Genomic DNA, 18,901 nt, shown 5'->3' with positions numbered 1-18,901 from the left:
GGCAGTCACCTTGTCTGGGTCGGGATGGCTTGGCGAAAATCGTCGGATGCCAAACAGCGGGCCTGTTCGGTGACCGCTGCTCGTAGGCTGGCGACGTCGTCGAGGCGGCGGCCCGCATCGATGGCACGCCGCGCCCCACGAACCGCTGTCTGCGGTTGACGCGCGAGACGTTGTGCGAATTCACTCGCCGCAGAATCGAGTTCACCATCGCCGACCACGCGGTTGGCCAGTCCGATCCGCAGCGCCTCCGCCGCGTCGATGACCTCGCCGATCAGGATCAATTCTCGCGCTCGCCCCTCCCCGACAAGCCGCGGGAGCCGAAACGTGGCGCCCATGTCGGGCAGCAGGCCGTAGCGGGTTTCGGTCAGGCCGACCCGGGCGTCGTGGGAGAAGATGCGGAAGTCGCAGGCCAGTGCCAGCTGCAGCCCCGCCCCGTAGGCGTGGCCCCGGACCGCCGCGACGCTGGGACAGCCGAGCTGCGGAATCCACTCGAACGTCGCGGCCACGCGAAGGCCGAGCTCCACAGTCTCGTCATCGACAGGTCGCTCGGCGAGCGCGACCAGCGTCCCGGCCATGTCTTCAACCAGGTCAATGCCGGCCGAGAAGGCCGGCCCGTCGCCGGCCACGATCAGACAGCGAAGGGCCTCGTCGGCCAGCAGCTGTCTGCCGAGATGGTCCAACTCCGCACGCATTGCCGGGTTGAGCGCGTTGCGCTTGCCCGGCCGCGCCAACGTCAGCGTGCCGATGTGCCCGCGCTCCTCATAGCGGATGGTCTCGTACTTGCTCATGTCCTATAGACGATCCCGCACCGGCGAATGTGACACCAGCGGACTGTCACACTCGGGCGCCGTCAGCCGTCCTAGGAGATGAACACCCGAAACAGGAAGGACCGAAACCATGAACATCGCACTGTGGACCGCCCAATTCGCCCTGGCCGCGGTATTCGCCGCCTCCGGCGGCGCCAAACTCACCATGACGCGCGAGCGTCTGCTGGACACCGGCCAAACCGGGGTAGCGATGTTTCCCATGCCGGTGGTGCGTTTCACCGCGGCGATGGAACTTCTGGCGGCCCTCGGACTCATAGCGCCCGGGCTCGTGGGGATCGGGCGGATGCTGACGCCGCTGGCCGCCGCGGGATTGTGCGTCGTCATGGTCGGTGCAGCTTGGGCGCACTCCCGACTGCACGAGCCGAAAAGTGTCGCCGTGAATGCCGCGCTGTTCGCTGTGGCGGCCTTTGTTGTGCTCGGCCGGCTGCTCTGATGCAGGCCCGCTCTCAGAACGTGTCGACGAACCGCCGCGGCGGTACGTCCTTCCCGAACCCGACCGACGCCGCCAGCGTCGCGGCGATCAGACCGCGTGTCTCGGCGGGGTCAATGACGTCGTCGATTTCGAAAAGCGTTGCAGCGTTGAGGGCTTTGGCGTTCTCCTGCGCGACGGCGGTGGCTTGGCGGACGCGTTCCTCGCGCTCGTCGGGATCGGCGATTGCGTCCAGTTCCTTGCGCAGCCCCAGCCGGACCGCGCCCTCGAGTCCCATCGGTCCCAGGTGCGCGCTCGGCCAGGCCACCGTCAGCACGGGCTCGTGGAGGCTGCCGCCCATCATGGCCTGGGCACCCAAGCCGTAGCCGCGCCGCACGATGACCGCGATCAGCGGCACTCGCAGTGCCGCGCCGGCCACCAGCAGACGAGAGGCCCTGCGTACCAAAGCTTCTGCTTCGGCGGCGGGGCCCACCATATAGCCGGGGCAGTCGACCAGCGACACGATGGGCAGCCCGAAGGCGTCGCACAACTGCAGGAAACGTGCGGCTTTGTCCGAGGCGGCGGCGGTGATGGCCCCGGCCATCACCATGGTGTTGTTGCCGATGATGCCGACCGGGCGGCCTTCGATACGCGCTAGTGCGGTGACCATCTCGGGTGCGAACCGCTCCCGCAGGAACGTCACCGAGTCAACGTCGGCGAGGGTCTCGATGATCGGCTTGAGTGGGTAGGCGCGCCGTGCCCGCTCGGGAATCATGGCGCGCAATGCGTTCTGGTCTGCCGCAGAGCCGGGGGCGGTGGCACCTTGGAAGTAGCCGAGGACTCGTTTGGTCACCGCGACGGCCTCGGCTTCGTCGGCCACCACCACGTCGACGACGCCGTTGGGGGCCTGCATCGAGATCGGCCCCACGTCATCGGGGGCGACGTGGCCCAGTCCGCCGCCGGCGATCATCGCCGGGCCCGCCATGCCGATCGACGTGTCCGCGGTCGCGATGATCAGATCCGAGGCACCCGCGATCACCGCATTGCCGGCAAAACAGCGGCCCTTGACCACCGCGATACGCGGCACCAGCCCGGACAGCTTGGCCCACAACGCGAATGCCGGTACATCGAGTGACGACACCGTCGGATAGTCGGTGTCGCCGGGCCGGCCACCGCCGCCTTCGGCAAAGAAGACCGTCGGCAGGCGCAGCCGTGCGATGAGCTCGAACAGGCGATCCTTCTTGAAGTGGCCGATCGCGCCCTGGGTGCCCGCCAGCACGGTGTAGTCGTAGGCCAACACGGCGCAGGCGCCGCGTTCGGGTCCGAACAGCGCGCCGTTGATCGTGGCGGTTCCCCCCAGCAGGCCGTCGCCGGGGGTGTTGGCAATGAGGTCGTCGATGTCGCGGCGGGCACGTTGGGCCGCGATAGCGAACCGCCCGTACTCGACGAAGGTCCCGGGGTCGACCAGGTCGGCGATGTTCTCGCGGGCCGTACGGCCTCCGGCGTCGTGCCGGCGTTGTACCGCGTGCGGTCGGGCCGCGTCCTCGGTCAGCGCGCGGCGGCGCAGCAGCTCAAGGTGATCGTCACGCAGCGGAGTGTCGGGCATGTGGGATTCCTTCGCTGGGGTGTTGACTCAGAACAACATCATGGGCCGCCCGGCATCCACAAGCCTCGGGATGCGCGGCGGGACCATGTGGGCTGATGCCCGGCTTTGCGCGACAACCCTAACCACCGGGCTGACATAACATCCGTTGTCGCGCAAAGCCGGGCGAACATCCTGTCGTGCCACTCCGGCGTCGCCCCCTACCCTGATGGCCATGGCGAATGAGGAACAGCAGCAGGCGTGGGCCACCCAGGGCATCGACTGGGTCGACAACGCGGCCATCTTCGAGGCGGTGCTGGCGCCCTTCGCCGACGCGGTGATCCAGGCCGCCGACATCGCCCCCGGCGCGCGGGTGCTCGACATCGGCTGTGGCTCGGGCACATTGCTGCAGCGCGCGGCGGCCCTCGGCGCCATCGCGTTCGGCGTGGACATCTCCGAACCGATGGTGCAGGCGGCGCGCCGACGAGTCCCAGAGGCCACCGTCGCGCTCGGAGACGCCCAGATCGTGGACCTGCGCGAGGCCGCAGACGGCGCATCGTTCGACCGGGTCATTTCCCGGTTCGGGGTGATGTTCTTCGACGATCCGGTGGCCGCGTTCACCAACATCCGCCGCGCAGCGGCCCCCGGTTCCCGGCTGGCGTTTGTGTGCTGGCGCGAAGGCGACAATCCGATGTTCACCGCGGGCATCGACGTCCTGGCCGCCAAACTGGAATCACCTCCCGCCGCGCTGGATCCCGCGAGTCCTGGCCCGCTGGCTTTCGGCGATCCCGAGCGGGTGCGAGCCATCCTGACCGACGCCGGCTGGACCGACATCGCTGTGGAACCGTTCGACGGGATCTGCAACTTCAGCATCGGCGGCAGCGACGGCGTCGAGGAACGGCTGACGTTGATCCTGGCCAACCGCACCGGGCAGCAGGCCCGCGCCGAACTGCAGGAACGGCTGGGTGCCGACGGCTGGGCCGGTGTCGTCGAGGAGCTGCGCGAAGAGCTGCGCCGGCAGCGGGTCGACGGCGTGGTGCAGTTCCCGGGCCGCACCTGGGTGGTCACCGCGATAGCGTGACCGGGACCGCTCCGCTCCCCGGTAAGGACTCCCGTGACCCCACACCCCTTCGACCGTGCCATGCAACTCGAGACTGTCGACACCGGGACGTTTCGCGGCGCCACCTGCCCGGAGTGGGCCAACATGGTCGGGCCATTCGGCGGGATCACGGCGGCTGTTTTACTGCGCGCAGTCGAATCCCACCCCGAGCGCATCGGCGACCCGCTGGCGCTGACCGTCAACTTCGCCGCACCGATCGCCGACGGCGAATTCGAGATCGTCGTGCGCGCCGCCCGAACCAACCGCAGCAACCAGCACTGGGTGCTTGAGCTCCGTCAGGGCGACGAGGTCAAGACCACCGCCACCGCACTGTTCGGCCTGCACCGCGACACCTGGGCCGACGACGAAAGCCACCCGCCGAGCGCCCCCGCTCCCGAGGACGTCGCCCCCGGCGGATTCGTCGACGCCATCGTCTGGGCCAAGCGCTACGACATGCGCTTCACCGAGGGCCCGGTGCCCACCAAGGCCGTAGAGCCCAGCCCGTCGTCGACCACCACGTTGTGGGTGCGCGACGCCGAGGACCGACCGCTCGACTTCGCGGCGTTGGCATGCCTGTCGGACGTATTCTTCCCTCGGGTGTTCCTACGCAGCGGCCGATTCCTTCCCGCCGGCACCATCTCCCTGACCACCTACTTTCACGCCGACCGGGGCGAAATCGATGCACTGGGAAGTGATTTCCTGCTGGCCAGCGCGCACGCCAACCGGTTCTCCCGCGGCTACTTCGACCAGAGCGCGCACCTGTGGTCGCGGGCGGGCCGGCTGGTGGCCAGCACGCACCAGCTGGTGTATTTCAAGGACTGACGCCGAGACTCGGCCTCAGGTGAATACCGGGATCGCCGTCGCTGAACTAGCGTCGCCGGTATGCCCGAGGAAATCGGCGCCCACGCCGACGCCGCGCGAGCGCGCGAGGCCGCTTTGGCACGTCGGCTGCAGAGGTCCGTTCAGGCCGATCGCGCCTTTCTGGCGACGGTGCACGGGGCTGCGCAGGCGGCAGTGCTGGGACGCAAACGGCTCGACAGCATCGAGGCCGAGATCCGCGAGGCGCTGGCCCACCATCGCGCACTGTCGTTGGAGACCCCGGCCGGCGCCCGGCAGTTCCAGCGGTTCCTGACCGCCAAGACCCGCGATATCCACCAGGTGATCGCCGACACCGTCGCTGACAGTCAGGCCCGCGCGCAGACGGTGCGCTCCTTGAGGGGCGGCTACTCGGCCGAGGACCGGCAACGGCCCACCATCCAAGCGGTAGACCACACTTTCAAGCGGACCCCGGCTACCGATGACGCACGCCGGCTCAACCAGATTGACGCCTTCCGGAAAGTCTTCGGCCGCGATCCGGTCTCCAGATCCGACTGGACCACCGCGTCCGCTCTAGATGCGCATACCTACGACCCCAAGTTCCAGGGCGTGAACTCCGAGGTTCGGGTGGCCAGGATCGATCCGGTGCCCGGGCAGGGCGTGGTGCGGGCATCGCAGTGGATCGAGCAGCCGTGGGTGAAGAGCGGCTACAAGTCACACGATGCCGGCAATGGCCGCGGCCCCGATGCGAACTTCGATCCCGAGGACAGCAAGGTCACCACCTACATCGACTACGACAACGGCATCGTGGTGATGCGGCAGAACCCGTCTGTTGAACTCGGACCCGACGGCTCGCCCCGGCGGGTGGAAGTTGGTGTCCCCCAGGGAAGCATCGCACAGGCCGCTGACGGTTCGGTGCGTATCAAATACGACGCCGGCAACCCGCTGGTTCCGGGTTTCACAACCGACGTCCACGGACCGCTGGGCAACCACCGACTGAGCGTGAATGGCGACTTGGTGTTCACCCCTGCTGCGGGCGGCGTCCACGTGGACGGCACACGCACCGACTATCCGTCGCTGGAGGTCTACCAAGATCTGCCGAACGGAACTACCCGAACGGTTTTGATCGATCCCGCACAGTCCGGCAGCAGCGTGGGCCCGGCCCTGAACCTTCCGTTCCATCACGAAGTAGGCCTCGGCGGCAAGGCATTCGCACCTTTTGAGCACGGCGGAAGTTGGAACCCACTGTTCGACGTTCGAACTCCTCCGCCGATCACCGACTTCGGTCCCACCACCGCGCCATCGTCAGTATCGTCGCCGGGTAGACCAGGTGGCGTTCCGGCCTGATCACCGAAAGGAGTTCGTGCATGCCCAACGCAGTCCTGGCCCGCATCGGCAGCCGGGGCCCCGACGTGTGGCGCCGTGCCACCTGGCTCATACCGGTTGCCATCCAACCGGTATTAGGGATTCTTGCCGGCGTCACCTCGTTGCTGGCGAACCGGTTTCTGTCCCCACATCTGGGGTTCCGCGGGATCGTCTTGATCGCCACTGCCATCACCACCGCTGTGGCGGTCGCCTTCGGTGCCCAGTTGTCTGCATCGAAGGCGCCGCGCCGCAGCGCTTTCGGCCTGAGCATCATCGGGTCCGGATTCGCTGTCCTGATCGGCGCCACCACTTATGCCCTGTTCCTGATGCTGCCTTCGGATGCGGCACTGTAATGACACCACAACCGCAGTCCGCGACGATGGAACGCTACAGCCTTGTCAGCTTCGTCGCCGCGACAATCACTGTTGCCGTCTTCGAAACCATTACCTGGGCGTGGTTTCCATACTTGGTCGCCGACCTGATGTTGTTCGGCGTCGTATCACTGGTCGTCCTTCCATCGGCATTCTTCATGTCCCAGGCAAGCGGCCGGGCAGCTCAAATCGGCCGCGGCGTCCTCGTCGGCTATCTCGCGACTCCCCTCACCGCTGCCCTCACTGTCGGACCGACGCTGGTATTCGCCGACCTCCTCCAGGTGGGCTGAGCCATGACAGAGAAGCCGGCGAATAATTGCCCAAAATCCCTAGCCCGCATCCGCGACAGCGGCCCCGACGTGTGGAAGACCGCGACATGGGCAGCACCGCTCGTCGTCCAAGTCGTGTTCGCAGCAGCATTGGGCGTCGGCTGGCTACTGGGTCATTTTCCGACCGACAGCGATGCCGGGTATTCCATCTTGATCGTGGCCACGGTCATCATCACCACTGTCGCATCGCTGCTGATCGGCGCGAGGCTGCTGCGCGCTGAGTCACCGCGTCGGCGCAGCCTGGGATTGGCCCTCGGGGGAGCCGGCCTGGCCGCCGCCGCCGTCGGCTTGTCATACGCCCTGATTTTTCTACCAATGCTCACCGCATGAGCGCCCCGCCCGCCGAAGACCGCTACGGTCCGTACGGTTTCGTCGCCGCGCTGGGGACAATAACGGTCGTCGAGACCGCGACGTGGGTGTTGGTTCCTTTTTGGCTCGCCCAGCTGTACCTCTTGGGCGTCGCGACCCTGATCCTGGTGCCGACCGGCTTCTTCATGTGGCAGACCGGTGGCGTCAAAACTGCTCAGGTGGGCCTGGGCATCCTCATCGGCTACCTGGCGACGCCCCTGACGATCGCCTTAGCCGTCATCCCGCCGGTGGTCGTCCTCCAGCTACTGCGCCTGGCTTGAACGCCACCGGCAGGTACGGTGACCAGCATGTCTTTTTCAATCGCGGACACTCCCGATCAGTCCGGCCGCAGTTTTGTGGTGACCGGAGCCAACGGTGGTCTGGGTGAGGTCGTCACCCGCACCCTGGCCGCCAAGGGCGCCAGCGTGGTGATGGCCTGCCGTAACACGGCCAAGGCCCAGGAGATCGCCGAGGGAATCGACGGCGACGTCCGGGTGGCGGCGCTGGACCTGGGCAGCCTGGCGTCGGTGCGCGATTTCGCCGCGCAGCAGGGCGGTTTCGACGTGCTGGTCAACAACGCCGGGATCATGAACATCCCCATGCGGCGCACCGTAGACGGCTTCGAGACGCAGTTCGGGGTCAACCACCTGGGCCACTTCGCGCTGACCGGCCTGCTGCTGGACCGGATCAGCGACCGGGTGGTGACGGTGTCGAGCATCGCGCACAAGCAGACCCCTAAGTTCTGGGTCGACGACCTCAACTATGAGCACCGTCCCTACCAGCGCAACCTGGCCTACGCCCAGTCCAAGCTGGCCAACCTGATGTTCGCCCGCGAGCTGCAGCGGCGACTGGTCGCGGCCGGCTCGCCGCTGCGCTCCTACGGCGTGCATCCCGGAGTGTCGAGCACCGAGCTGTTCGACAGCGACAAGAGCCTGCCCGGTCTGGTCACCAAATACTCCCTGGCGCTGATCGGCCAGCCGCCCGAGCGGGCCGCCGAGTCGATCGTGTTCGCCGCCGTGACCCCTGACGCCGACCCGGACATCTACTGGGGGCCCACCAAGCTGAACCAGTCCCGCGGCCCGATGGGACCGTGCCCGTCGAACAAGCTGTCGAAGGATCGGCGGCTGTGGCTGCGGCTGTGGGAGGAGTCGGAGAAGATGACCGGGGTCAGCTACCCGCTCTGATCCGCGACAAGCGCGGATCGGCTCCCTCCGAACGGCTGTCGCTGCAAGCCGGGCACTACTCATGCCGGCCCCGGCGGTGACGGGTGTGGCGCATGTGACTCACCCGGGCCGACGCGGCCCCCATGTCACCGGCAAACCATCGTGATACCGCAGCTCACCGGTTAAGTTGTGGCGAGCCGCCACGCGATGCGGCATGAGACGGACCGAAAGAGATCATGCGAGTTGAGGGGCGCGACGTCGCCGTCACCGGCAACCTGCTGCAGCCGCTGACCCGACGCACCAACGACATTCTGCGTTTGGTGCTGGCCACCCTCTTCCTCGCGACCGTCATCACCAGCTCGCTGGTCACCCGTTATGAATGGGTGGCACTCGAGCGGTCGGTATCCCAGATCGTCGGGGTGCTCTCCCCCGCCCACGCCAACATGGTCTACCTCGCCTACGGCGTCGCGATCCTGGCGTTGCCGTTCGCGATCCTGATCGGACTGGTGGTCTCCCAGCAATGGAAGCTGCTCGGAGCCTATGCCGTGGCCGGCCTGCTCGCGGTGGTGTCCCTGTCGATCCGCAGCACCGGCATGGCCGCGCCGAACTGGCATTTCGACCTCTCCGATCGACTGGCCACCACGCTGGCGCAGTTCCTGGACGACCCGCGGTGGATCGCCATGCTCGCCGCGATGCTCACCGTGTCCGGCCCCTGGCTACCGGCCCGCTGGCGCCGCTGGTGGTGGGCGCTGCTGCTGGCGTTCGTGCCGATCCATCTGGTGGTCAGCGCGATCGTGCCGGCCCGCTCGCTGCTGGGGCTGGCCGTCGGGTGGTTCGTCGGGGCTTTGGTGATCCTGATCGTCGGCACGCCCGCGCTGGAGGTGCCGCTGGACGGCACCGTCCGCACCCTGGCCCGCCGGGGTCATACCGTCTCCGAACTCGCCGTCATCCGGCCGGCCGGCCCCGGCCCGCTAGTGCTGTCCACCGTCGGCGACCACCCGGTGATCATCGAGTTGTACGGCCCCAACCAGCGCAGCGGCGGCGCACTACGACAGCTCTGGCGCAAGTTCCGGTTGCGCACCACCGAGACCGCGCCGCTGCACGCCTCGCTGCACCGCGCGGTGGAGCATCGCGCACTGATGGCGATCTCCATCGCCGATGCCGGGTTGGCCAACACCAACACCGTCGCGGTCGCCTCCCTCGACCGGGGCTGGACGCTGTACGCCCACACGCCGCCCCGGGGCACCCCGATCGCCGACTGCACCGCCGCCACGCCGGTGGCCAAGCCGTGGGAATCCCTGCGGCGCCTGCACGATCAGCAGATCTCGCACGGCGACCTGCGCAGCAAGGAGATGACCGTCGACGACGGCCAGGTGCTGTTCGGGGGTTTCGGCAACGCCGAGTACGGCGCCACCGACACCCAGCTGCAATCCGATATCGCCCAGTTGCTGGTGACGACGTCATCGCTCTACGACGCGGCCGCAGCGGTGGACGCGGCGATCGAGTACTTCGGCCGCACCGCAGTGCTGGCCGCCTCGCGACGCCTCACCAAATCGGCGGTGCCCGCCCGCCTTCGCAGTGCGGTCCCCGACGTAGGCACGGTGATCGCCGCCGCCCGCGAGGAGGTCAAGCGTCAGACCAACACCGATCAGATCCAGACCAAAACCATCACCCGGTTCACCCGCAGTCAGCTGATCCAGCTGATCCTGCTGGTGGCCCTGGTGTATGTGGCCTATCCCTTCATCAGCCAGGTGCCCACGTTCTTCTCCCAACTGCGGCAGGCGAACTGGTGGTGGGCGATGGTCGGGCTGATCGTCTCGTCGCTGACCTATGTCGGCGCCGCGGGCGCCCTGTGGGCCTGCGCTAACGGCTTGGTCAGCTTTCGCAATCTGGCGATCATGCAGGTGGCCAACACCTTTGCGGCCACCACCACCCCGGCCGGCGTCGGCGGCTTGGCGTTGAGCACCCGGTTCCTGCAGAAGGGCGGCCTGAGCACCTTGCGCGCGACCGCCGCGGTCGCGCTGCAGCAGTCGGTACAGGTGATCGTGCACGTGATCCTGCTGGTCGTCTTCACCACCGCTGCGGGCGCCTCGACGGACCTGTCCCACTTCGTGCCCGGTGCGACCATGCTGTACCTGATCGCCGGCGTGGCGCTCGGCCTGGCCGGCATTGTGCTGCTGGTGCCCAACCTGCGCCGGTGGTTGACCACCGCGCTGCGGCCACGCCTCAAGGAAGTCACGGGGGACCTGGTGGACCTGGCCCGCGAACCCAAGCGGCTGGCGTTGATCGTGTTGGGCGCGGCCGGCACCACGCTGGGGGCGGCGCTGGCACTGTGGGCCAGCGTGGAGGCATTCGGCGGCAACACGTCGTTCGTCACCGTCACGGTGGTGACCATGGTGGGCGGCACGCTGGCCTCCGCCGCGCCGACGCCCGGCGGGGTGGGTGCCGTAGAAGCCGCCCTGATCGGTGGGCTGGCCGCGTTCGGTGTACCCGCCGCGCTGGCGGTCCCCTCAGTGCTGCTCTACCGGGTACTGACCTGCTGGCTGCCGGTGTTCATCGGCTGGCCGGTGATGCGATGGCTAACCGAGAACGAAATGATCTGAGCCGATGCGGATCGCGATCAGCGGTGCAGGAGTAGCCGGGACGGCGCTCGCGTACTGGCTGCACCGCACCGGCCACACCCCGACCGTGATCGAGCAGGCGCCGGCCTTCCGCTCCGGCGGCTACATGATCGACTTCTGGGGCGTCGGCTACACCGTGGCTCAGCGGATGGGCCTCGAAGCTCAGATCCTGGACAAGGGCTACCAGATCGAGTCCGTCCGATCGGTCGGCGATCACGGCCAGGTTGTGGCGGCGTTGGACACCAACATCTTTCGGAATCTGCTCGGCGACGACTTCACCAGCCTGCCGCGCGGCGACCTGGCAGCCACCATTCACGACACCATCGTCAACGATGTCGAGATGATCTACGGCGACAGCATCACCGCCATCGACCAAGACGACAACAGCGTCCGGCTCACCTTCGGCCACGCCGGACCGCGCGAGTTCGACCTGGTGATCGGCGCCGACGGTCTGCACTCCAACGTGCGCCGGTTGGTGTTCGGTCCGGACGCCGACTTCGAGCGCTACCTCGGCTGCAAGGTCGCCGCCGCCGTCGTCGAGGGTTATCGGCCCCGGGACGAACTGGTCTACGTGACATACGCGGTACCCGGCAGGCAGGTGTCACGGGTCGCGCTGCGCGAAGACCGCACCCTGGCTCTGTTCGTGTTCCGCGACGCCTCCCCTGAAATTTCAAGCCCGAAAGCCCAGTTGCACAACCGGTTCGCCGATGCCGGCTGGGAATGCCCGCAGCTGCTGGCGGCCGTAGACAGCCAGGACAGCAGCCAGGGAGACGGCCTGTACTTCGACGTGGTCAGTCAGGTTCGGATGAACCACTGGTCGCGGGGCCGAGTGCTGTTGATCGGCGACGCCGCCGGATGCATTTCCCTGCTCGGCGGCGAGGGCACCGGCCTGGCGATCACCGAAGCCTACGTGCTGGCCGGGGAGCTGCACCGCGCCGCCGGCGACCACTTGCGCGCATTCGACGCCTACGAAGCGCGACTGCGCCCGTTGATCGAGGCCAAACAGTCCAATGCCCAACAGCTGCTCGGATTCTTCGCCACCCGAACACGTTTCGGACTGTGGTTTCGCAACCTGGCGCTACGGGCGATGAATCTCCGGATGCTGACAAACCTGTTCGCCGGCACCGTGCGCGATGATTTCGACCTGCCCGACTACGGGATCTGAGGCCGCTCAGCGCAGCGAGATAGTCATCAGACCTGTTATCTCCTTGATGACGTCGAAATCGGCGTCACGGTGCGCAACCTGGGCGTGATGGCGGAGCGCAACCGCGGCGATCAGGCAGTCGTTGATACTGCGAATCGTCTGACCGGTGCGTCTGGCCGCACGGTAAATGCCAGCGGCCGAACGAAAGTCGGTTGCCGTCTCGACTTCCAGCGAGGACAACCCGTTAACCAGCCGCTCGAGCTTTCGGTATGTTTGCTCGTTGCTTGCTCCAGCCAATATCTCCATTGCGATCGGCTCGCAGGTCACCACTTGATCGGGTTCGTCGGAGAGCAGGCGCCGCACCTCCAGCGCTGCTGACGACCCAGTTGCCCGGAAGTACTCGATCCAGGCCGAGGAATCGACCAGGATCATCCGAATTCGCCGGGTTGCTCGTTACGTAACTCATCGAGGTCACCCGCCCACCCGACGCCTTCGAGACTGAGCAGAAACTCGCGGCTCAGGGGCGCTCCGACGAGCCGGCGTAACGCGAGATCAACGGCCGCCTTCTTGGTGGTCACGCCGAAGCGGCGCATCACCTCGGCGGTGAGCTCGTCATCCAGATCGATGTTGGTGCGTGACATACACCAACGATACACCTCTTTACGTTGGACCCGCCCCAGCCGCCGCATACACCCGGCTCACCTCCGGCTCGGCGTATCCGGCTCCCGTCGCCGCGGCGCACACCGCGTCGCCCACCTTCAACGTGAGTTCGGCCGGTACCAGTGCGATCACGCAACCGCCGAACCCGCCGCCGGTCATCCGGGCACCGAGCGCGCCGGCGGCCACCGCACTCTCGGCGATCAGGTCGATGTGTTCGGTGGTGATCTCGAAGTCGTCGCGCATCGAGGCGTGCGACGCAGTGAACAACTCTCCGGCAGCGGCGAAGTCCAGCTCGGCGCATGCCGCAACGAAATCCAGCACTCGCTCGTTCTCGGTCAGCACGTGCCGAGCGCGCCGGGCGTCGACCGGGTCAGCGAGCACATCCAGCGCCGCAATACCGCGGTGCCGGACCTCGCGCAGCGAAGAGACCCCCAATGCGGCGGCGGCTCGCTCACACGATGCGCGCCGGGCGGCGTATTCGCCGTCGACGTGGCCGTGCCGCTGACCGGAGTCGAGTAGCAGCAGGGTCACTCCGGAAGCGTCCGGGTCGAACGGCACCGGGTGCACGGCGACGTCCCGGAAGTCGATCAGCAGCGCGCTGGACACCTCGCCGAACAGCGATGACAGCTGATCCAGCAAACCCGTTGGGGCGCCGACATAGTCGTTTTCGGCACGCTGGCCGATTCGGGCCTGCTCGATCCGATCGATATTCAGGCCGGCCGCCGAGGACAAGGCGCCGAGCACCGCACATTCCAGGGCCGCCGACGACGACAGGCCCGAGCCGATCGGCACGTCGCTGCGGATATCCATGGTTCCACCGGGGACTGCAAACCCGCTGTCGCGCAACGCCCAGATCACCCCGGCGGCGTACGCACCCCAGCCGGTGGTCTGGCCAGGCGTGGTGTTCAGCGGAATCTGAACCGGTGCGTCGGCGCGATCGCTGCGCACGGTGAGCGTGTCGGTCTCGGCCGGAGTGAAGGTCACGCTGGTGCGTTGCGGCAACGCGATAGGCAGCGCGAAACCGCCGTTGTAGTCGGTGTGTTCGCCGATCAGGTTGACCCGGCCCGGCGCGGAGTAGGTGATCACAGCTCACGCAGCCTAGCGGCCACGGATTCCGGGGTGACGTCGGCGATGAACGCGTCCATCGCCGACTCCGAGGCCGCCAGATATTTCAGCTTGGTGGCGCTGCGTCTGATCGACATCAGCTCGACGTGAAAATAGCCGTCGGCCTGCGCGCCGTCGCCGCGGTACTGGTGCAGCGCGGCCATATAGGGCAGCGGGGCATCGTAAATGCGATCGAAGCGGCCCAACAGGTTTCGGTAGACGGCGGCGAAGTCGTCGAGCTCGTCGTCGGTCAGGTCGGTCAGGTTGTGCACCCACCGATTGGGATACAGGTGCACCTCCACCGGCCAGCGCGCGGCGAACGGCACGAACGCGGTGAAGTATGCGGTCTGCGCCACGATCCGGGCACCCTCGGCGCGCTCGGCGGCCAGCAGGTCGGCGAACAGGTTGGTGCCGTGCGCAACTCGATGCGCACGCGCTTGGGTGAGCATCGCGGCGGTGCGCGGGGTCAGGTAGGGGTAGCCGTAGATCTGGCCGTGCGGGTGGGCCAGCGTCACCCCGATCTCCTCGCCGCGGTTCTCGAAGCAGAACACCTGCTCGACGCCCGGCCGGGCCAACAGATCAGCGGTGCGGTGCCGCCACGCTTGCACCACCAGCCGGGCGTGCGCGGCAGGCAGGTCGGCGAATGAACCGGTGTGGTCGGCGGAGAAGCAGATCACCTCGCAGCGGCCGTTGCCCGGTGCGGAGACGAACTCGGCACCGTCCGGCGGTGTGGTGACCGTCGCGCCAGCCCCGGCCAGACTGGGAAACCGGTTCTCGAAGACCACGACGTCGTAGTCGGCCGCCGGCACCTCGCTGGTCTCACCGCTCGGCCCCGGGCACAGCGGGCAGGCCTCGGCGGGAGGTTTGTAGGTGCGGTCCTGGCGTTGCGCGGCGATGATCACCCATTGGCCGGTGGTGCGGTCGAAACGCAACTGCGACGACTCGGGGTCCCGCGGCGACAGCGGCCGACGATCGGGCACCGGGGCCGGGGTGTGACCGGGCAGGGCGAAGAACAGGAGGTCGCGGCCGTCGGCAAGCGTCCAGCGGATCGGGGCGCTCACGCGACCAGCCGCGGATGCAGCCGCTGCGGGGCGATCTCGACGCCGGCCGCCAGGTCGTCGGCCAAATGCGTGGCGAAGCCCAGCAATCCAGCGAGATCGATCCCGTACGGGGCCGGGGGCCGCACCGTCGCCAGATGGTCGGCGCCACGGCGCAACAGACTGACCGCCCCGGCGACATTGCCGCGCTGAACGTGGGTGACGCCGACGGCCAGCTGCGCCAAGCCCTGCCACAGCTCGCGCTCGGCGGCGGGCCGATGCTTCCAGGCGGCTTCCAGTACCTCGTGGGCGTTGAACGCCAGCCCGTCGTCCAGCAACAGCTGCGCGTAGGCGAGCATCTGGGCCGGCGGCAGGTCGAGGTCGTCGGGCACACCCTCGACCCCGCCCTGACTGCCGCGGGGCAGCGGCCGGCCCAGCCGATCACGCGGGCGGGCGTTGCGGGGGCGGCCCGAATCGTCGCGGTCGCGGGTTGTCACCTGTCCATCATGGCAAGCCGGTCAGGCGGGCTTGGCAGCAATCACCTCGATAGCGGCCATGTTGTTGCGGTGGCGACGGAACGTCGCGCGCATGTTGAGCACTCGAGCTCGCGCGTCGGAATCGCGCAGCACGTTGAACACGAACCGCAGCGCCCCGAACAGGCCCTCGTCGGCGATCAGCCGGTGCGGCTCCAACAGCGCCATCGGCGCGTAGGAGATCTTCTCCACGGTGAAACCGGCCTCGGTGAGCAGCTCGGTCCATTCCGCGGCGGTCAACGGCCGGGCGTTGACCTTGATAGAGCGGGCCAGCGCGGTGCGGACCTCCTCCTTGACGGCCTCGGGCACGTCGGCGGGCTGCAGCACCATCTCGTGAATGGCGTAACGGCCGCCCGGCCGCAGCACCCGGAAGGCCTCCCCGATGATCTCGGCCTTGTGCGCGTTGGTCTGCATGGTCAGCATCGCTTCGCCGATGACGACGTCCGCGCTGGCAGCATCCAGTCCGGTCTTCGACGCCTCGCCGGTGACCACCCGGCCCCGTTCGCCAACCACCGAGCGGACCACGCCGGCGGCGTTCTCATCGGCCTCGACACCGGTGTAGGTGCCGGGGCCGCTCTGCAGGATCTCTTTCGCGGTGCGCCCCATGCCGGGCGCGAGTTCCACGACGTCGGCGCCGGTCAGCTGCGCATCGGCCAGCATCCGGTGGGTCAGACCGAGCCCGCCGGGGCGCAGCACGCGTTTGCCCAGCCGGGCGAACAGCCAGTGGCCGGGCAGATCAGCGGTCTTGCGGTCAGGCATCGGCAGGCTCATGCAACGAAGGTTAGCCTTACCAGCCTTAGTCCGCTAGAGGACTTTGGACCCCTATGTTTCCTTTAAATGATCGACGGAATAGCCTCCGGCCGCCCGCTGTTCGAGCCGGTATGCCCAAAGCCTTCACAGAGACCGAACGTCAGCAGTTCCTCGCCGACAAGCACATCGCGGTGTTGTCCGTCGCCGCCACCGATGGCCGGCCCCCGGCCAGCGTCCCGATTTGGTACGGCTACACCCCCGGCGGCAACATCCTGGTCAACACCGGCGCCGGCCGGCGGAAGGCCAAGCTCATCGAGCAGGCCGGTGCGGTGACGCTGGTGGTGCAGCGCGAAGAGCTGCCCTACCAATACGTCGTGGTCGAAGGAACCGTGATCGATGCGGCCACCCCGTCCCCGCTGCCGCAGCGCGAGGCCATCGCGATTCGCTACCTGGGCGAAGAGGGCGGCCGGGCATTCGCCGCCAACATGGACGGCGCATCCAGCGTGCTGTTCACCATCCGGCCCGACCGCTGGCTGACCGCCGACTTCTCCGGCGACCTGTAGGCGCTTGGCTTTTTGGCTTTTGGCGCCTGATCCCGAAGGCTCGTTGTGATGCTGCCCGTGCTTGACCTGTCCGACGCCGACACCGACGCGGCGGCGTTTCGCCTGGCCTTGCGGGAGGCCACGCACACCTGCGGCTTCTTCTATCTCACCGGCCACGGCATACCCGGCGAGCAGATCACCGAAGTCCTCGAGCTGGCCCGGCAGTTCTTCGAGCTGCCCGACGAGCAGAAGAACCGGATCAGCCAGCTGAAAAGCCCGCATTTCCGGGGCTATTCACGCCTGGGCGGCGAGCTGACGAACGGCCGCGTCGACTGGCGCGAGCAGATCGACATCGGACCTGAACGTCCCGCATTACCCGCAGCGGAGGGCTACTGGCATCTGCAGGGCCTGAATCTGTGGCCCGAGCGCCCCGCGTCCTTCCGCTCCGCGTTCGAAGCGTGGGACCGGTCGCTGTCAGCGGTGGGCCTGCAACTGCTGCGGCACTGGGCAGCGTCGTTGGGAGCCGCCGAAGACCTGTTCGACGACGCATTCGCCGCGGCGCCGGCGACGCTGATCAAGGTCGTCCGCTATCCGGCAAGCCCGCAGGACGGCCAAGGTGTCGGCGCACACAAGGATTCGGGGGTGTTGACCCTGCTGCTCGTCGAGCCGGATTCCGAAGGGCTTCAAGTGGAGATCTCGCCTGGCGAGTGGGTCGACGTTCCCCCGCTGGCCGGTGCGTTCATCGTCAACATCGGCGAACTGCTCGAAGTCGCGACCGACGGCTACCTGCGGGCCACGCGTCACCGGGTGCGCTCGCCTCGGCCCGGCACCGACCGGGTGTCGATCCCGTATTTCCTCAACCCGGCACTGGATGCCACCGTCCCGCGCATCACCCTGCCTGCTGAGCTGGCAGCCCTGGCCCGCGGCGTCGAGACCGATCCCGACAACCCCATCTTCGACACCTACGGTGAGAACGCGTGGAAGTCGCGTACCCGGGCCCACCCGGACGTCGCCGAACTGCACCATGGGATTACGCCGGCAAGTTCACAACGGTCGGCGTACTGAACTGGTTTGACGGCGCGTCCAGATTCCTAAAAACAATCAGGTGTGACAGGTACAGGATTCGAACCTGTGCAGGCTTCCGCCGACGGATTTATGGTCCGCTAATGGCGCTTCTGACTATTCGTCAATGTTCGCCGAACTACCCCTGACCTGCTGATACTGTTCGGTCGTGTCCCGTGGCAAACTAGTGTGTATCCCGTGAGTTGTGACAACTCCGTGACAATTTCTCGGAGAGTTGAGTGGAGTGGGTATGACCCTCAACGACGACGTCACCCAGGAGACGCTGGCGGACTCGCCGCTGCCCACCACGACATCGCCATGCTCATGGTCGAGGACATGGCCGTGGGCATCGGTTTCCAAGCGGCAAAGGTCCGAGTCGCTAACGAAGTCAGCGCATCATGCCCCGAGTTCCTCGGCCGCTAAGTAGCATCCAGCCCATGCACAGGTTGGCTCTCGAATGAAGAACCCGTTACCTTTCGGGCTGACGGCCCTTGGTGCGGTCGCCATGATGATCGCGACGTTCCTGCCGTACTTCGAATCGCGTCGATTCCTGCGCATCGAGGGCAACGCAATGATCCAGTCCGCCGACGGATGGATTCTCATCGCAGTTGCCATCGGCGTCGTGGTCTGCGCTTATCACGCCGACCAGGGCGAGAGGAACTACCGGATCGCCGCGCGGGTTCTCCCTCTGCTGGGCGCTGGCTGCCTGTTCGTGATCTGGGCCAACAAGGGAGCTCGCACCCTCTATCCGGTCGGTATCGACGGCACGGTAAATGCGGACGCGCCGGGCGAGGTGGCAAATTTGGGAGTCGGGTTCTACCTCGCCGCCGTCGGCGTCGGTCTGGCAGCGACCGGAACACGGCTGCTGTGGAACGCAACGAAGCCAGAGCCCAGCATCGTCGATGACGATGACGATGACGAGTGGGATGACGACTTCGAACTCGACGAAGACCTGGACGAGGACGAGGATGAGGCATCCCCACCACCCCGCCGGACCACACTCGGCGACATGATCCCCCGGAACAAGGCAGCCAAGCCGGCAACCGACGAGCCGTGACGGACCCAGAAACGACGAAAGCCGCCCCAACCGCGTGGTAGGGGGCGGTGACGTTTCGGCCGGATTCCGGGGCGGGCGGGAG

Annotated in this window: 22 protein-coding genes and 1 tRNA gene; 14 read left to right on the top strand and 9 right to left on the bottom strand. The window is 67.3% G+C overall.

The genetic code is table 11. The features are described from left to right. Nucleotides 1-5: 5 nt before the first annotated feature. Nucleotides 6-788 (bottom strand): enoyl-CoA hydratase/isomerase family protein, encoded by a 783-nt coding sequence (locus ABW16_RS19805; RefSeq protein WP_047320907.1) that lies wholly within the window; start codon nucleotides 786-788, stop codon nucleotides 6-8. A gap of 109 nt (nucleotides 789-897) precedes the next feature. Here ABW16_RS19805 and ABW16_RS19800 point away from each other — a divergent pair, with 109 nt between their 5' ends. Beyond that, on the top strand, nucleotides 898-1,260 hold the full coding sequence (locus ABW16_RS19800) for a DoxX family protein (RefSeq protein WP_047320906.1): 363 nt from the start codon (nucleotides 898-900) through the stop codon (nucleotides 1,258-1,260). A 13-nt stretch (nucleotides 1,261-1,273) separates the two neighbouring features. Here the strand turns inward: ABW16_RS19800 and ABW16_RS19795 are convergent, their stop codons facing one another. Continuing rightward, a complete protein-coding gene (locus tag ABW16_RS19795) occupies nucleotides 1,274-2,842 on the bottom strand; it encodes an acyl-CoA carboxylase subunit beta (protein WP_047320905.1) in 1,569 nt (522 codons plus the stop codon). A 211-nt stretch (nucleotides 2,843-3,053) separates the two neighbouring features. Here ABW16_RS19795 and ABW16_RS19790 point away from each other — a divergent pair, with 211 nt between their 5' ends. From ABW16_RS19790 to ABW16_RS19745, 10 genes are all read left to right on the top strand, one after another. Next, nucleotides 3,054-3,899: a class I SAM-dependent methyltransferase gene (locus tag ABW16_RS19790; protein WP_047320950.1), complete on the top strand. Its 846-nt coding sequence runs from the start codon at nucleotides 3,054-3,056 to the stop codon at nucleotides 3,897-3,899. A 60-nt stretch (nucleotides 3,900-3,959) separates the two neighbouring features. Next, nucleotides 3,960-4,739, top strand: coding sequence for an acyl-CoA thioesterase (locus tag ABW16_RS19785; protein WP_200900694.1), 780 nt, complete (start codon nucleotides 3,960-3,962; stop codon nucleotides 4,737-4,739). 60 nt (nucleotides 4,740-4,799) lie between these two features. Further along, the gene (locus ABW16_RS19780; protein WP_052957015.1) at nucleotides 4,800-6,080 is read left to right on the top strand and encodes a DUF4226 domain-containing protein; all 1,281 of its coding nucleotides are present in this window, start codon (nucleotides 4,800-4,802) and stop codon (nucleotides 6,078-6,080) included. 20 nt (nucleotides 6,081-6,100) lie between these two features. Continuing rightward, complete coding sequence (locus ABW16_RS19775) at nucleotides 6,101-6,451, top strand: hypothetical protein (RefSeq protein ID WP_047320903.1); 351 nt, start codon at nucleotides 6,101-6,103, stop codon at nucleotides 6,449-6,451. A 26-nt stretch (nucleotides 6,452-6,477) separates the two neighbouring features. Continuing rightward, nucleotides 6,478-6,759 carry a hypothetical protein gene (locus tag ABW16_RS19770; protein WP_047320948.1) on the top strand — a complete coding sequence of 94 codons (282 nt, stop codon included), beginning with the start codon at nucleotides 6,478-6,480 and terminating at the stop codon, nucleotides 6,757-6,759. A 3-nt stretch (nucleotides 6,760-6,762) separates the two neighbouring features. Next, nucleotides 6,763-7,128 carry a hypothetical protein gene (locus ABW16_RS19765; protein WP_047320902.1) on the top strand — a complete coding sequence of 122 codons (366 nt, stop codon included), beginning with the start codon at nucleotides 6,763-6,765 and terminating at the stop codon, nucleotides 7,126-7,128. Next, nucleotides 7,125-7,427: a hypothetical protein gene (locus ABW16_RS19760; protein WP_047320901.1), complete on the top strand. Its 303-nt coding sequence runs from the start codon at nucleotides 7,125-7,127 to the stop codon at nucleotides 7,425-7,427. The genes ABW16_RS19765 and ABW16_RS19760 overlap by 4 nt, the downstream gene beginning before the upstream one ends. 27 nt (nucleotides 7,428-7,454) lie before the next feature. After that, a complete protein-coding gene (locus tag ABW16_RS19755; protein WP_047320900.1) occupies nucleotides 7,455-8,330 on the top strand; it encodes an oxidoreductase in 876 nt (291 codons plus the stop codon). A 215-nt stretch (nucleotides 8,331-8,545) separates the two neighbouring features. Further along, complete coding sequence (locus ABW16_RS19750; RefSeq protein WP_047320899.1) at nucleotides 8,546-10,912, top strand: lysylphosphatidylglycerol synthase transmembrane domain-containing protein; 2,367 nt, start codon at nucleotides 8,546-8,548, stop codon at nucleotides 10,910-10,912. Nucleotides 10,913-10,916: 4 nt separating this feature from the next. Further along, nucleotides 10,917-12,095 (top strand): FAD-binding domain, encoded by a 1,179-nt coding sequence (locus tag ABW16_RS19745; protein ID WP_047320898.1) that lies wholly within the window; start codon nucleotides 10,917-10,919, stop codon nucleotides 12,093-12,095. A gap of 6 nt (nucleotides 12,096-12,101) precedes the next feature. Here ABW16_RS19745 and vapC read toward each other — a convergent pair whose 3' ends face one another. The 6 genes from vapC to ABW16_RS19715 are packed head-to-tail and all read right to left on the bottom strand — an operon-like array spanning nucleotide 12,102 to nucleotide 16,179. Beyond that, complete coding sequence (vapC, locus tag ABW16_RS19740) at nucleotides 12,102-12,506, bottom strand: type II toxin-antitoxin system VapC family toxin (protein WP_047320897.1); 405 nt, start codon at nucleotides 12,504-12,506, stop codon at nucleotides 12,102-12,104. Continuing rightward, nucleotides 12,503-12,715: a type II toxin-antitoxin system VapB family antitoxin gene (locus tag ABW16_RS19735; RefSeq protein WP_200900691.1), complete on the bottom strand. Its 213-nt coding sequence runs from the start codon at nucleotides 12,713-12,715 to the stop codon at nucleotides 12,503-12,505. Before ABW16_RS19735 ends, vapC begins: the two co-directional genes overlap by 4 nt. 19 nt (nucleotides 12,716-12,734) lie before the next feature. Further along, entirely contained in the window at nucleotides 12,735-13,820 is a 1,086-nt protein-coding gene (locus ABW16_RS19730; protein ID WP_047320895.1) for a galactokinase, read from the bottom strand. Next, nucleotides 13,817-14,899: a galactose-1-phosphate uridylyltransferase gene (gene galT / locus ABW16_RS19725; RefSeq protein WP_047320894.1), complete on the bottom strand. Its 1,083-nt coding sequence runs from the start codon at nucleotides 14,897-14,899 to the stop codon at nucleotides 13,817-13,819. Before galT ends, ABW16_RS19730 begins: the two co-directional genes overlap by 4 nt. Further along, entirely contained in the window at nucleotides 14,896-15,372 is a 477-nt protein-coding gene (locus tag ABW16_RS19720) for a DUF309 domain-containing protein (RefSeq protein WP_047320893.1), read from the bottom strand. The genes galT and ABW16_RS19720 overlap by 4 nt, the downstream gene beginning before the upstream one ends. Before the next feature lie 21 nt (nucleotides 15,373-15,393). Beyond that, nucleotides 15,394-16,179 carry a class I SAM-dependent methyltransferase gene (locus ABW16_RS19715; RefSeq protein ID WP_047320892.1) on the bottom strand — a complete coding sequence of 262 codons (786 nt, stop codon included), beginning with the start codon at nucleotides 16,177-16,179 and terminating at the stop codon, nucleotides 15,394-15,396. Nucleotides 16,180-16,289: 110 nt separating this feature from the next. On the opposite strand from ABW16_RS19715, the gene ABW16_RS19710 reads away from it, so the two are divergent. After that, the gene (locus tag ABW16_RS19710; protein ID WP_047320891.1) at nucleotides 16,290-16,721 is read left to right on the top strand and encodes a pyridoxamine 5'-phosphate oxidase family protein; all 432 of its coding nucleotides are present in this window, start codon (nucleotides 16,290-16,292) and stop codon (nucleotides 16,719-16,721) included. Nucleotides 16,722-16,769: 48 nt separating this feature from the next. Then, nucleotides 16,770-17,765, top strand: a complete 996-nt coding sequence (locus ABW16_RS19705; RefSeq protein ID WP_047320890.1) for an isopenicillin N synthase family dioxygenase — start codon at nucleotides 16,770-16,772, stop codon at nucleotides 17,763-17,765. A gap of 43 nt (nucleotides 17,766-17,808) precedes the next feature. On the opposite strand, the gene ABW16_RS26580 is transcribed toward ABW16_RS19705, so the two are convergent. Next, nucleotides 17,809-17,916 (bottom strand) — tRNA-OTHER (locus ABW16_RS26580). Nucleotides 17,917-18,219: 303 nt separating this feature from the next. Here ABW16_RS26580 and ABW16_RS26815 point away from each other — a divergent pair. Then, nucleotides 18,220-18,819, top strand: coding sequence for a hypothetical protein (locus tag ABW16_RS26815; protein ID WP_047320889.1), 600 nt, complete (start codon nucleotides 18,220-18,222; stop codon nucleotides 18,817-18,819). Nucleotides 18,820-18,901 lie beyond the last annotated feature (82 nt).

The organism is Mycolicibacter heraklionensis (assembly GCF_001021505.1).
Taxonomy (GTDB): domain Bacteria; phylum Actinomycetota; class Actinomycetes; order Mycobacteriales; family Mycobacteriaceae; genus Mycobacterium; species Mycobacterium heraklionense.
The sequence above is the reverse complement of the archived record's forward strand: the minus strand, read 5'-3'. Positions and strand labels throughout refer to the sequence as shown.